This window comes from Elioraea sp. Yellowstone, assembly GCF_006704265.1.
Classification (GTDB): domain Bacteria; phylum Pseudomonadota; class Alphaproteobacteria; order Acetobacterales; family Acetobacteraceae; genus Elioraea.
Genome location: NZ_VIKA01000092.1, coordinates 1 through 13,727, shown reverse-complemented (window position 1 = coordinate 13,727; position 13,727 = coordinate 1). Strand labels below are relative to the sequence as shown.

12 protein-coding genes are annotated in these 13,727 nt (G+C 71.3%); 2 read left to right on the top strand and 10 right to left on the bottom strand.

Features of this window, described 5'->3' with window-relative positions; genetic code table 11:
- The 7 genes from FK498_RS12845 to ccoN form a co-directional block, all read right to left on the bottom strand.
- Positions 1 to 1,648 (bottom strand): HAD-IC family P-type ATPase (locus tag FK498_RS12845; RefSeq protein ID WP_141855164.1); only part of this gene is annotated, 1,648 nt, incomplete at its 3' end.
- Positions 1,645 to 2,136, bottom strand: coding sequence for a FixH family protein (locus tag FK498_RS12840; protein ID WP_161988405.1), 492 nt, complete (start codon positions 2,134 to 2,136; stop codon positions 1,645 to 1,647). The genes FK498_RS12845 and FK498_RS12840, both read right to left, overlap by 4 nt.
- A gap of 2 nt (positions 2,137 to 2,138) precedes the next feature.
- Complete coding sequence (gene ccoG, locus FK498_RS12835) at positions 2,139 to 3,647, bottom strand: cytochrome c oxidase accessory protein CcoG (protein WP_237560936.1); 1,509 nt, start codon at positions 3,645 to 3,647, stop codon at positions 2,139 to 2,141.
- Positions 3,648 to 3,661: 14 nt separating this feature from the next.
- Positions 3,662 to 4,531: a cytochrome-c oxidase, cbb3-type subunit III gene (gene ccoP, locus FK498_RS12830; protein WP_141855158.1), complete on the bottom strand. Its 870-nt coding sequence runs from the start codon at positions 4,529 to 4,531 to the stop codon at positions 3,662 to 3,664.
- Between the two features lie 15 nt (positions 4,532 to 4,546).
- Positions 4,547 to 4,705, bottom strand: a complete 159-nt coding sequence (locus tag FK498_RS12825; protein ID WP_141855156.1) for a cbb3-type cytochrome c oxidase subunit 3 — start codon at positions 4,703 to 4,705, stop codon at positions 4,547 to 4,549.
- A gap of 10 nt (positions 4,706 to 4,715) precedes the next feature.
- Complete coding sequence (gene ccoO, locus FK498_RS12820) at positions 4,716 to 5,435, bottom strand: cytochrome-c oxidase, cbb3-type subunit II (RefSeq protein WP_141855154.1); 720 nt, start codon at positions 5,433 to 5,435, stop codon at positions 4,716 to 4,718.
- A gap of 13 nt (positions 5,436 to 5,448) precedes the next feature.
- Positions 5,449 to 6,918, bottom strand: coding sequence for a cytochrome-c oxidase, cbb3-type subunit I (gene ccoN, locus FK498_RS12815; RefSeq protein ID WP_141855152.1), 1,470 nt, complete (start codon positions 6,916 to 6,918; stop codon positions 5,449 to 5,451).
- A 172-nt stretch (positions 6,919 to 7,090) separates the two neighbouring features.
- Between ccoN and FK498_RS12810 the strand changes: the two genes are divergently transcribed.
- Positions 7,091 to 7,870 carry a DUF2189 domain-containing protein gene (locus FK498_RS12810; RefSeq protein WP_141855150.1) on the top strand — a complete coding sequence of 260 codons (780 nt, stop codon included), beginning with the start codon at positions 7,091 to 7,093 and terminating at the stop codon, positions 7,868 to 7,870.
- On the opposite strand, the gene FK498_RS12805 is transcribed toward FK498_RS12810, so the two are convergent.
- Both FK498_RS12805 and FK498_RS12800 read right to left on the bottom strand, forming a co-directional pair.
- A complete protein-coding gene (locus FK498_RS12805) occupies positions 7,871 to 8,596 on the bottom strand; it encodes a sulfite exporter TauE/SafE family protein (RefSeq protein WP_141855148.1) in 726 nt (241 codons plus the stop codon). It lies immediately after the preceding gene.
- Positions 8,597 to 8,637: 41 nt separating this feature from the next.
- A complete protein-coding gene (locus FK498_RS12800) occupies positions 8,638 to 9,531 on the bottom strand; it encodes a LysR substrate-binding domain-containing protein (RefSeq protein ID WP_141855146.1) in 894 nt (297 codons plus the stop codon).
- 281 nt (positions 9,532 to 9,812) lie between these two features.
- On the opposite strand from FK498_RS12800, the gene katG reads away from it, so the two are divergent.
- Complete coding sequence (gene katG, locus FK498_RS12795) at positions 9,813 to 12,023, top strand: catalase/peroxidase HPI (RefSeq protein WP_141855144.1); 2,211 nt, start codon at positions 9,813 to 9,815, stop codon at positions 12,021 to 12,023.
- A 90-nt stretch (positions 12,024 to 12,113) separates the two neighbouring features.
- Here the strand turns inward: katG and priA are convergent.
- Positions 12,114 to 13,727, bottom strand: a 1,614-nt coding sequence (priA, locus tag FK498_RS12790; RefSeq protein ID WP_141855142.1) for a primosomal protein N', incomplete at its 5' end; no start/stop codon positions are given.

Below are 13,727 nucleotides of genomic sequence, written 5' to 3'. Positions count from 1 at the left end.
CCTCGGGCGCGGCGGCGGCCAGCGCCCGCGCGAGCGGATGGCGCGAGGCCGCAGCGAGTGCCGCGGCCGCACGCAGGTCGTCCGCCGTCCATGCCCCAGGCTGGAGCACCGGCCGGCCGCGCGTCAGCGTGCCGGTCTTGTCGAGCACCGCGACATCCGCCTGCGCGAGCCGTTCGAACGCCGTGCCGGAGGTGACCAGAACGCCGCGCCGCATCAGCGCACCGGCCGCGGCCACCTGCACCGCCGGCACGGCGATGCCGAGCGCGCAGGGGCAGGTGATGATCAGCACCGCCACGGCATGGACGAGCGCCTGCTGCCAGACCACATCGAACGCGCCCCACCACGCCAGGAACGTTCCGATCGCCAGCACATGCACCACGGGTGTGTACCAGCGCGACACCCGGTCGGCCAGCGCGACGAAGCGCGAGCGCGACTGTTCGGCGCGCTCCATCAGCCGCACGATCGCGGCGAGCAGCGTGTCCGCGCCGCAGGCGCGCGCCTCGACCACCAGCGCGGCGTCGCGGTTCAGCGTGCCGGCATGCACGGCATCGCCCGGGCTGGCCGGGCGCGGCAGGGTCTCGCCGGTGAGCAGGCTCTCATCCAGCGTCGTCCGACCGGAGACCACGACGCCGTCCACGCCGATCCGCTCCCCGGGCGCGACCAGCACGCGCTCGCCCGGCCGCACCTCCTCGGGCGCGCGCGGATGCGCGATTCCGGCCTCGTCCAGCACGCCCACGGGTGCGCGGTTCAGCGTCATCAACCGGGCGGCGGCCTCGCGTGCGCGGCCGCGCGCGCGGCGGTCGAGATAGCGGCCGACCAGCAGCAGGAAGACGAGCATGACCGCCGAGTCGAAATAGGCGTAGTCGCCGCCGCGGACCGTCTCGGAGAGGCTCATCGCCGAGGTCGCGAGCACGCCGAGGCTGATCGGCAGGTCCAGGCTCGCGCGCCCGGCGCGCAGTGCGGCGAAGGCCGGGCGGAAGAACGGCATCCCCGCGACCGCCACCGCCGGGAGCGCGATCAGCGCGGCGAGCCAGTGCATCAGGTCGCGCGTCGCCGGCCCCATGTCGCCGGTGGCATGCCCGACCCAGACCGCGACCGAGACGAGCATCACGTTCATCGAGGCGAAGGCGGCGATGCCCATCGCGCGGAGAAGCCGCTTCGCCTCCGCCTCGTCGCCGGCGGCGAGGCAGGAGGGATCGAACGGCGCGACCGCGAAGCCGAGCGCGGCGATGCGCGCGCCGAACTCGTTCGCGCGCGCGGCCGCGCCGCGCCAGCGGATGGTCAGCCGCCGGGTGGAGAGCGCGACGCGCGCCCAGGTGATATCGGGCTCGCGCGCCAGCACCTGCTCGATCAGCCAGCAGCAGGCGGCGCAGGTGATGCCGCCGACCATCAGATCGACCGCCATGACGTCGCCGTCGCGGCGCGCGCGCGCGGCGAGATCGTGGCGTGGCGCGTCGGGGTCGGGCTTCGGCGCATGGCCCTCCAGCCGTGCGTAGAACCGATCCAGGCCAAGCCCGCGGATCAGGGCATGGGCGCCTTCGCAGCCGGCGCAGCAGAACCGCGCCCCGTCGGCGCAGAGCGCGCCGCAATGCGCGCAGGCCGTGCTGGCGCGGGGGGGCTCGACGCGCGTCCCGGCGAAGGCGTTCATCGCACGATGATCCGCTCGCGGAACTCGACCGGACCGTCCGCGCCGCGTCGCGCCGCCAGCCGCACTTCCCACTGGCCGGCGCCGTCGAGGGTGACCGGCGCGACGTAGCGGCCGCTGCCGGCCTGGGTCAAGGCGAGGGGGATCGGCGCGGGCCGGCCGAGCGGGCGCAGCACCTTGCCCTCGATCGCGAGTCCCTCCAGCGGTGCACCATGCCGGTCGGTCGCGGCGACGACGAGGCGGCCCTTGTTCGGCTCCGTCGCCGGTGCCCAGCGCAGCTCGAACCGCCAGCCGAACGCGGCCTGGCGCTCGGCTTCGGCCAGCACCTCATTGTAGCGCCGTCCGCGCTCGTAGGCGCGATCGATGGTGGTGCCGGTGAAGGTCGAGAGCGCGAGATAGACCATCACGCCGTTGACCGCGGCGACGAGGCCCATGAAGGCGACGAAAGCCCAGGGAATCCAGCCGCTGCGGCGTGCGGGCGCGCTCGCCATGCTCATCGTCCCGGAGCGAGGAAGACGCTTGCGTGCCGCGCTGCCTCGCGGCCGTCGGGCTCGACCAAGCGGAAGGTGACCGGTGTGCTCGCGGGCAGAGGCGCGCCGGCCGGGGCGAAGACATGCACGCGGTGCGTGGCGACCGATCCCGGCCGCACCGAGAGGGGGATCGTGCGGTCGCGCGCCTCGTCGACCCCGAGGCCGGCAAGGGTCGCGCCGGGCAGGCCATCGAGGTGGAGCGTCAGCGTCCGGTCGTGGTGCCGCTTCTCGACGATCTTCAGCGTGTAGCTGTTGCGCACCGAACCGTCGGCCAGCGTGACGAACAGCGGCGCGCGATCGCGCAGCACGGAAAGTTCCGTCGTCTCGCGCATCGCGAGCGTGCCGAGCATCAGCAGGCCGACCAGTCCGAGCACCGCCGCGTAGATGAGCGTGCGCGGACGGATCAGCTTGAGCGGCGTGTGCGCGGCCGCGGCGATCTCCACGCGGCGCGGTCCGGGCGGCACCCCGGCGATCGCGCGCTCGCAGGCCTGCATGTCGGCGAGCGTGTCGAGCGCGATCAGGCCGCGCGGCCGCCCGACCTTGTCCATGATCGCGTCGCAGGCGTCGATGCAGAGGCCGCAGCCGATGCATTCGAGCTGCTGGCCGTCGCGGATGTCGATCCCGGTCGGGCAGACATTCACGCATTGGCGACAGTCGATGCAGTCGCCGCGGCCGTCCCAGCTCTCGCCCTGCTTGTGCTTGCCGCGTGGCTCGCCGCGCCAGGCGCGGTAGCTGACCACGAGCGACTGCGTGTCCAGCATGGCGGCCTGGAAGCGCGGCCAGGGGCACATATAGGTGCAGACCTGCTCGCGCGCCCAGCCCGCAAGCGCGTAGGTGGTGAAGGTGAGGATGCCGACGAAGGTATAGGTCCAGGCGCCCGCCTGGCCGGTGAAGATCGCGCGCACCGCCGTCGGCGCGTCCTGGACGTAGAGCACGAAGGAACCGCCGGTGGCGGCGGCGATCACCAGCCAGATCGCGTGCTTGGTGACCTTCTTCGTCCAGTAGGCGCCGTTCCTCGGCCCCTGGTCGAGCTTCATGCGCGCGTTGCGGTCGCCCTCGATGCGCCGTTCGACCCACATGTAGAGATCCGTCCAGACCGTCTGCGGGCAGGCGAAGCCGCACCAGACGCGGCCGAACAGCGATGTCACCAGGAACAGCGCGATCGCCGAGAAGATCAGCAGGAAGGTGACGAGGTAGATCTCCTGCGGCCAGACCTCGAGCGGGCCGAGATAGAAGCGGCGGCCGGCGAGGTCGATCAGCAGGAACTGGTCGGGCGCGTCGCCGGGGCGGTGCCAGCGCAGCCAGGGCAGCAGGTAGTAGACCGCGAGGGCGAAGACGAGGAATGCCCACTTGAACCGGCGGAAGCGACCGTGCACGCGCGCGGGATAGACCTTCACGCGGTTGGCGTAGAGCGACCCCTGAGCCGGGCTCATCGGCGCCTCGGCCGCCTTGGCGGGCCTGTCCACGCGCATTCCTCTCCCTCGCGCTACTCGCCGCCGCCGAGCGTGTGGACGTAGACGGTCAGCATGCGGATCGTCGCCTCGTCGAGCCGTCCCTGCCAGGGCGGCATCACGCCCATGCGCGGATTGGCGATCTGCGCGGCGATCTCGCGCTTGGCGCCGCCGTAGAGCCAGATCGCGTCGTTCAGCGCCGGCCCGCCCTGGGCACGCACGCCCTCGCCACGCTCGCCGTGGCAGGCGACGCACTGCTCGGTGTAGATCGTCGCGCCGCGCGCCGCGCTCGCCGCATCGGTGCTGCGGCCGGTCAGGCTCAGCACGTGCTCGGCGACGTCGTCGATCTCCTGGCGCGAGAGGATCTGCCCGTAGGCCGGCATCAGGCTCATCCGCGCCTCCGGGTCCTGGGTGTTGCGGATGCCGTGGCGGATCGTGACATGGATGTCCTCGAGCGTGCCGCCCCAGATCCAGGAATCGTCGGCAAGGTTGGGGAAACCTCCCGGCCGGCCTTCGCCGCCGGCGCCGTGGCAGGCGGCGCAGTTGTCGGCGAAGGCGACACGCCCGCCCGCCATAGCGTACTGGAGCAGGTCGGGGTCGCGCCGGATCTCGTCCAGCGCGGCGGCGCGGATGCGCTCCAGCATCGGCGCGCGCTCGGCCTCGACCGCCTGCATCTGCTGGACGATCGCGCTGCGCTGCGTCCAGCCGGTGGTGCCGCGCCAGTGGCCCGAGAGACCCGGGAACGACGGATAGAGCACCGCCCACACCGCTGACCAGGCGATCGTCGCATACAGGATGTAGAGCCACCATTTCGGCAGCGGCGTGTTCAGCTCCTTGATGCCGTCCCATTCGTGGCCGGTGGTCTCCTTGCCGGTGACCGCGTCCTTCTCGATCTTCGTGGGCACGAGGGCGCTCCTCTCTCAGCGGTCATCGTCGAGCGGGATGCGGCCCTGCCGCTCCAGCCGCTCCTTGTTGCGTGGCCAGAACGCCCAGGCGACGATGCCGACGAACAGCAGCAGGAACCACACCGACCATAACTGGCGGAACGCGGCGTAGTGGTCGGCGAGCCAGTCCATCATCGCCGCCCCCTCACTGGCGCACCGACTCGGGGGTGACGTCGGCGAAATCGACCAGCGTGCCCAGCATCTGCATGTAGGCGATCAGTGCGTCCATCTCGGTCACTCGGCCGGGATTGCCGTCGAATGCGCCGGTCGGCGCCTTCGGATAGCGTTCCAGGAGGCCGGAATGATCGCCGTCGGGATCGGCCTGCGCGCGCAGGTCGGCCGCCGCGTTGGCGATCATCGCGTCGGTATAGGGCACGCCAAGACGCTGCAGCGCGCGCAGATGGCGCTCGATGTCGTCGGTCCGGAGCGGGCGGAGCAGGAAGCCGTAGGGCGGCATGACGCTCTCCGGCACGACGCTGCGCGGATCGATGAAGTGCTGGAGGTGCCATTCGTTCGAGTACTTGCCCCCCACCCGCGCGAGATCCGGCCCGGTGCGCTTCGAGCCCCACTGGAACGGCTTGTCGTACATGGACTCGGCGGCGAGCGAGTAGTGGCCGTAGCGCTCGAGTTCGTCGCGGAACGGGCGGACCATCTGGCTGTGGCAGGCGTAGCAGCCCTCGCGCAGATAGATGTTGCGCCCGGCGAGCTCGAGCGGCGTGTAGGGACGGATGCCCTCGACGCGCTCGATCGTCGTCTCGATGGTGAACAGCGGCACGATCTGCACGATGCCGCCGATCGAGACCGTGATCAGCGTCAGCACCGCAAGCAGGATGACGTTGCGCTCGATGGTGGCGTGGCGAAGCATCGGCTGGCCCTCCCTACTCGGCTGCCTGCGGACGCCATGCGGGTGCGGGCTGTCGGACCGGTTCGCTGTGCGTCACGGTCTTCCACAGGTTGTAGACCATGATCAGCGCCCCGGTGAGGTAGAGCACGCCGCCGAGCGCGCGGATCACATAGTAGGGGTGCATCGCCGCGACCGTCTCGATGAAGCTGTATTGCAGGAAGCCCAGCTCGTCATAGGCGCGCCACATCAGCCCCTGCATCACGCCCGAGACCCACATCGCGGTGATGTAGAAGACGATGCCCAGCGTCGCGATCCAGAAGTGCCACTCGACCAGCTTCAGGCTGTAGAGGCCGCGGCGCTTCCACAGCACGGGCACCAGGTAGTACATCGCGCCGAACACGATGAACCCGACCCAGCCCATCGCGCCCGAGTGCACGTGACCGACGGTCCAGTCCGTGTAGTGGCTGAGCGCATTCACCGCCTTCACGCTCATCACCGGCCCCTCGAAGGTGGACATGCCGTAGAACGCGACGGCGACGACCGAGAAGCGCAGGCCGGGATCGGTGCGCAGTTTGTCCCACGCCCCCGAGAGGGTCATGATGCCGTTGATCATGCCGCCCCAGGACGGCATCCAGAGCATCACGCTGAAGATCATCCCCAGCGTCTGCGCCCAGTCCGGCAGCGCGGTGTAGTGCAGGTGGTGGGGCCCGGCCCAGATGTAGAGGAAGATCAGCGACCAGAAATGCACGATCGAGAGCCGGTAGGAGTAGACCGGCCGTTCGGCCTGCTTGGGGATGAAGTAGTACATCATCCCGAGGAAGCCGGCGGTCAGGAAGAATCCCACCGCGTTGTGGCCGTACCACCACTGGATCATCGCGTCCTGCACGCCGGAGGAGAGCTGGTAGCTCTTCGATGCGCCCCAGGCGATCGGCAGGGTCAGGTTGTTGCCGATGTGCAGCATCGCGATCGTGACGATGAAGGCGAGGTAGAACCAGTTCGCCACGTAGATGTGCGGCTCCTCGCGCTTCATGATCGTGCCCACGAACACGACCAGGTAGACCACCCAGACGAAGGTCAGGAACAGGTCGATGAACCACTCGGGCTCGGCGTATTCCTTGCTCTGGCTGTAGCCCATCACGTAGGAGAGCGCGGCGAGCACGATGAAGGTCTGATAGCCCCAGAACAGGAACCATCCGGCCTCCGCCCCGCCGAACAGCCTTGCGCGGCAGGTGCGCTGGACCACGTGCAGGCTGGTGCCGAGCAGCGCGTTGCCGCCGAAGGCGAAGATCACCGCCGAGGTGTGCACCGGGCGGAGCCGACCGAACGTCGTCCACTCGAGGTCGAGGTTGAGGATCGGGTAGGCAAGCTGGAAGGCGATCGTCGTGCCCATCAGGAACCCGACCACGCCCCAGAACACGGTGGCGACGATGAAGGCCCGGATGACATCCTCGACATAGCCGGGCGCCGGTCGAGCCCCTGCCGTCGCCGCAATGCTCTGCGCCATGCTACCCTCGTTCCGTGTTCCGGCCGGTGCCGCCAGCCTCGCAACGATGGCAGCGTGGCAGCCGCGCCGCGGTGCAACATTGATGTGCGTCAAGGTGGCGCCCGGCCGCACGCGCGAGAAAGGTGGCGCGGCGGCGCGGCCGGAGCCACGCCCAGTGCATGGGGATACGTGCATGACCGACCAGGCGATCCCGGTGTTCTACGGCGACAGCCCGCGGGTGCGGCTGGTGCCGGTCGACCGGCCCTGGACCTGGCTGGCGGCGGGCTGGCGCGACGTGCTGGCCGCGCCCGGCGTCAGCCTGGCCTACGGCGCGTTGATGGTGGTGCTGACCTACGTGCTGCTGATCCTGCTGCTGCAGGTGGGCGTGTTCTGGCTCGTGCTGCCGATGACGGCCGGGTTCTTCTTCCTCGCTCCCCTGATGGCGGTCGGGCTGTACGAGACCAGCCGGCGGCTGGAGACGGGCGAGCCGGTCAGCCTGGGCGCGGCGCTCGGCGCGTTCCGGCGCAACCCGCTGCAGCTCTCCTACCTGGGCGCGCTGCTCGGCCTCTTCCATCTCGGCTGGATCCGCATCGCGCTCCTGATCTTCGCCGTCTTCTTCGGTCTCGGCTTCAACCCCAACTGGGACAACCTCGTGATCCGTCTGGCCCAGGCGGACGCCATCCCGTTCTGGGCCTTCGGCAGCGCGGTGGGCGCGGTGTTCGCCGCGGTGGTGTTCGCGATCTCGGCGGTGTCGATCCCGATGATGCTCGACCGTAGCGACGTCACCGTCTGGGTCGCGGTCGCCACCAGCTTCGTCGCGGTGCGGCGCAACTGGCCGGCGATGACGCTCTGGGCCGGGCTGATCGTCGCCTTCACGGCCTTCGGCATCATCCCGCTGTTCCTCGGCCTCGCCGTCACCATGCCGCTGATCGGGCATGCCACCTGGCACGCCTATCGCGACGTGGTGGAATGATCAGGCCGCCGCGCGCATCGCGAGCACGGCCAGCACCGCGGCGTTGATCACCAGCATCGGTGCGGCGATGGCGCGCGCGGCCGGCAGGAAGCGCCGGCCGAAGAAGGCGCCGGCCAGCCCGACACCCATGAGCGCCGGCATGGTGCCGAGCGCGAAGGCCGCCATGGCGAAGGCCGCTCCGAGCGCGCTGCCCGCAGCGGCCGCCGCGGCGAGCGCGCCGTAGAGCAGACCGCAGGGCAGGAAGCCGAGCACCAGGCCGAGCAGGAAGCGCCGCGACCCCCGCGCATCGGCCATCAGCGGCGCGGCCGCGAGCGCGACCCGGTCGGCGAGACCCGCCGGCGCCGCCGGCAGCAGCGTCGCAAGCTGGGCGATCGCCTGCGCCAGCATCAGCACGGCGCCGACCGCCAGCAGCCCGACCAGCACCGGACGGAAGCCGGCGCCGTGCACCACCACGCCGGAGACCAGCCCCGCCGCCGCGCCGAGCCCGACATAGGTCGCCGCGCGTCCGAGATGATACGGCAGCAGCGCCCCGGCCGAGAGCCGCGTCAGCGTCGGCCGCGCGGCGAGGCCCGACGTCACCTGCGCGATCACGAAGGGTCCGCACATCCCGGCACAGTGGGTCGCCCCGCCTGCCAGGCCGGCGACGAAGAGCGAGGCGACGAGCGCGGCCGTCCCCTCCGCGTCGAGCGCGGTCAGCGCGTGCAGGCAGTCGCCCAGCCACTCCATCGCGCCGTTCTAGACCCGGTTGCGCCGGGTCGGAACCGGTTCTACGCCGCCTTCTCCGCGAAGCCGCGGAGGCGTGCGGCGATGACATCGCCCACCGCCTGCAGCGCCGCCCGCCGCGGACAGCGCGCGCGCCAGGCGAGGCGTACCGTCCGCCCGGCCCGGCTCGCCAGCGGCCGCAGCACGATCCCGGCATCCTCCGCCGCTCCCGCCGCCAGCCCAGGGACCAGCGTGGTGCCGTAGCCGGCCGCCACCATGTTGAGCAGTGTCGCGAGACTGGCCGCGCGCAGCGGCCCGCCCAGCGCCCCGTCGCGGCCGCAGATCGCGAGCGCCTGGTCGCGCAGGCAGTGGCCATCCGTCAGGACCAGGATGTCCTGCGCGAGCTCCCCCTCCGCCACCACCGCGCGCGCAGCGAGGGGATGCCCGGGCGGCAGGCCGGCGAGGAAGGGTTCGTCGAAGAGCGGCCGGCTGTCCAGGTCCTGGCCATCCACCTCGCTCGCCAGCAGCGCGGCGTCGAGCTCGTGGGTGCGCAGCCGTGCGAGGAGCCCGGCCGTCTGGTCCTCCCACGGCTCCACCTCGAGCCTCGGCAGCGCCTCGCGCAGCGGCATGAAGATCAGCGGCAGCAGATAGGGGGCGAGGGTGGGAATGATGCCGAGCCGCACATGGCCGGCCAGCGGGTCGCGAAGCTCGCGCGCCGCCGCGAGGATCGCGTCCGCCTCCGCGACCGCGGCACGGACATGGCCGAGCAGGCGCTCGCAGGCGGGGGTGGGCACCACCCTCCGGCTGCTGCGCTCGAACAGCGTCACGCCGAGCAGGTCCTCGAGCTTGCGGATCTGCACCGACAGGGTCGGCTGGCTGATCCCGCAGGCCTCGGCGGCGCGGCCGAAACTGCGATGGTCGGCCACGGCCAGCAGGTAGCGGAGATCGCGGAGGTTCATCGTCTCGACCTTCGGTTCACCATAGACCCAATCTATCAGATCGGTTGATTCTTGATGCTTTCTTTGATCGTCGGGATGCTGCAAGCTGCGTGCACGATGACTCGCCCCGGAGCGAGGGCAGGAGACGGCCTCACCGTCGGCACGGTCGTGCCCGCGGCGCAGGCGTGCCGGTCACGCGGCTGATCCTGAGCATCCGGCCGGCGGGAGGATGGCGTCGCGGCGTCGAGACCGGCGCCGCTGGCGGACCAGGCGACTGAAGGCAGCCGACTGAGGAGAGGACCATGGACGGAAATATCGGCTCGAGCGCCGGCACCTGCCCGGTGATCCACGGCGTTCGCCCGAACGCGACGCTGCGAGGCCGGACCAACCGCGACTGGTGGCCGAACCAGCTCAACCTTCGCATCCTGCGCCAGCACTCGGCGCTGTCGAACCCGATGGGGCCAAGCTTCGACTACCGCAAGGCCTTCAAGGAGCTCGACTACTGGGCGCTGAAGCGGGACCTGCAGGCCCTGATGACGGACTCGCAGGACTGGTGGCCGGCGGATTACGGGCACTACGGTCCGCTGCTGATCCGCATGGCATGGCACGCCGCCGGCACCTACCGCATCGGCGACGGACGCGGCGGCGCCTCGACCGGCGCGCAGCGTTTCGCCCCCGAGAACTCCTGGCCGGACAACGCCAATCTCGACAAGGCGCGGCGGCTGCTGTGGCCGATCAAGAGGAAGTACGGCGAGAAGATCTCCTGGGCTGACCTGTTCATCCTCGCCGGCAACGTGGCGCTCGAATCGATGGGGCTGAAGACCTTCGGTTTCGGCGGCGGCCGCGTCGACATCTGGGAGCCCGAGGAGGACATCTACTGGGGCAGCGAGGATGTCTGGCTCGGCGACAAGCGCTACAGCGGCGACCGCCAGCTCGAGAACCCGCTCGCCGCGGTGCAGATGGGCCTGATCTACGTCAATCCGGAAGGACCGAACGGCAATCCTGACCCGGTGGCGGCGGGGCGCGACATCCGCGAGACCTTCGCGCGCATGGCGATGAACGACGAGGAGACCGTCGCGCTGACCGCCGGCGGCCACACCTTCGGCAAGTGCCACGGCGCGGCGCCGGCGACGCATGTCGGGCCGGAGCCGGAAGGCGCGCCGATCGCCCAGCAGGGCCTCGGCTGGTACAACCGTTTCGGCACCGGCAAGGGCGGCGACACCATCACCAGCGGCATCGAGGGTGCGTGGACCCCGACCCCGACGAAGTGGGACAACAGCTATTTCGACATGCTGTTCGGCTACGAGTGGAAGCTGACCAAGAGCCCGGCTGGCGCCTGGCAGTGGATCCCGACCGATCCTGCCGCGGCGACGCTCGTCCCGGATGCCCATGATCCCGCCAAGCGCCATCCGCCGATCATGACCACGGCGGACATGGCGATGCGCATGGATCCGATCTACGAGCCGATCTCGCGGCGGTTCCACAAGGACCCGGCCGCCTTCGCCGACGCCTTCGCGCGCGCCTGGTTCAAGCTGACCCACCGCGACATGGGGCCGAAGGTCCGGTATCTCGGTCCCGAGGTGCCGGCCGAGGACCTGATCTGGCAGGATCCCGTGCCCGCGGTGGACCACGCGCTGGTCGACGCCGCGGACATCCGCGCCCTGAAGGCGAAGATCCTCGCCTCGGGCCTGACCGTCCGCGAGCTCGTCGCCACCGCCTGGTGCTCGGCCTCCACCTTCCGCGGCTCCGACAAGCGCGGCGGCGCGAACGGTGCGCGCATCCGGCTTGCCCCCCAGAAGGACTGGGAGGCGAACGAGCCGGCGCAGCTCGCCAAGGTGCTGGCGACGCTGGAGGGGATCCGGTCGTCGTTCAACGCCAGCGCGAATGGCGGCAAGAAGGTCTCGCTCGCCGACCTGATCGTGCTCGGCGGCTCGGCCGCCATCGAGCAGGCGGCGCGGGCTGCGGGCCACGAGATCGAGGTGCCGTTCACGCCCGGCCGGACGGACGCGACGCAGGAGCAGACGGATGTCGACTCCTTCGCCGTGCTCGAGCCGGTCGCCGACGGGTTCCGCAACTACGTCAAGGGCGATCGGCCGGTTGCGACCGAGGAGTTCCTGGTGGACCGGGCGCAGCTCCTCACCCTGACCGCGCCCGAGATGACCGTCCTCGTCGGCGGGATGCGTGCGCTCGACGCGAACTTCGCGGGCGCGCGGCACGGCGTGTTCACGACCCGTCCCGGCACGCTGACGAACGACTTCTTCGTCAACCTGCTGGACATGCGGACGGTGTGGAGCCCCACCTCGGAGGCGGAGATGCTGTTCGAGGGCCGTGACCGCCGCACGGGCGAGCTGAAATGGACCGGCACGCGGGTCGATCTGATCTTCGGTTCGAACTCCGAGCTGCGGGCGCTCGCCGAGGTGTATGCCTGCGACGACGCGCAGGAGAAGTTCGTGCGCGACTTCGTCGCGGCATGGACCAAGGTGATGAACCTGGACCGTTTCGATCTCGCCTGAGCCCGGCGGCGGCAGGCCGCCGCATGAGGGCCGGGGGAAGGGCCGCGAGGCCCTTCCCCCTGCACCCCCCATCCCGGGAACCTGCATCCGTCAGACGAAACTCACCGGGTCGACATCGACGTCGATGCGCGCCGCGCGCGGCACCTCGGCCGCCGCCAGCCAGTCGCGCATCAGCGCCTGCACATCGACCTCGCGCGCGGCCTTCAGGAGCAGCCGCCGCCGGTGCATCCCGCGCAGCACCGCGAGCGGCGCCGGCGCGGGACCCAGCACCACGAAGCGCTCGCCCGTCGGCGCGGCACGCCTGAGCGCCGCCGCGGCCGCATCCGCCACCGCCGCCTCGCCCGCCGAGACGATCACCGCCACCAGCCGCCCGAACGGCGGCCAGCCGCCCGCGCGCCGCTCGGCCATCTCCTCGGTGACGAAACGATCGACCTCGCCGGAGACGAGCGCCCGCATCACGGGATGGCCGGGATTCCAGGTCTGCAACAGCACGCGCCCCGCCTGCGCCGCGCGCCCCGCCCGTCCGCCCACCTGGTGCAGCACCTGGAAGGTGCGCTCCGCCGCGCGCAGATCGCCGCCCGCGAGCCCGAGATCCGCATCCACCACGCCGACCAGCGTCAGATGCGGGAAATGCCAACCCTTGGCGACGAGCTGCGTGCCGACGATCAGGTCGATCTCGCGGTTCTCGATCATCGCCGCCATCGCCGCGGCCGAATGCGCTCCGCGCACCGTGTCGCTGCTCATCTCCAGCACGCGCGCCGCGGGGAACAGCGCGTGCGCCTCCTCCGCCACCCGTTCCACGCCCGGCCCGATCGCGGTGAGCGATCCTTCGGCCCCGCACTCCGGGCAGGTCTCCGGCGCGGCCTCGGTGTGCCCGCAATGGTGGCACTGCAGCGTGCGCGCGTAGCGGTGCTCCACCAGCCAGGCGGTGCAGTTCGGGCACTGGAACCGATGCCCGCAGGCACGGCAGAGCGTCAGCGGCGCGAAGCCGCGCCGGTTCAGGAACAGCAGCGCCTGCTCGCCGCGCGCCAGCGTCTCCTCGATCGCCGCGACCAGGGGTGGCGCGAGGAACCGCCCGCGCGGCGGCGGGGTGCGTCTGAGATCGATCGCCGCCACCTGCGGCATCCCCGCCTCGCCGTGCCGCTCGGGGAGGTGAAGCCGCGCGTAGCGCCCGCGTTCGACATTGGCGAGCGTCTCCAGCGAGGGCGTGGCGCTCACCAGCACGCAGGGCACCCCTTCGAGGCGTGCGCGCACCACCGCCATGTCGCGCGCGTGGTAGGTGACGCCATCCTCCTGCTTGAACGCGGTCTCGTGCTCCTCGTCCACCACGATCAGGCCGAGTGCGGCGAAGTTCAGCCACAGCGCCGACCGCGCGCCCACCACGATCGGCGCGTGCCCTTCCGCCACCGCGCGCCAGGTCGCGCGCCGCCGCGCGCCCGCCACTTCCGAGTGCCACACCGCGGGCGGCGCGCCGAAGCGCGCGGTGAAGCGGTCGATCACCTGCGCCGAGAGCGCGATCTCCGGCAGCAGCACGAGCGCCTGGCGCCCGCGCGCGATCGCCGCCGCCACCGCCTCGAGATAGACCTCGGTCTTGCCGGATCCGGTGACGCCGTCGAGCAGCGTCACGCCGAAGCCGCCCGCCGCCACTGCGCGGCGCAGGCTCGCCGCCGCCCCGGCCTGCGCCGGCGTCAGCGCCCGCGCAGG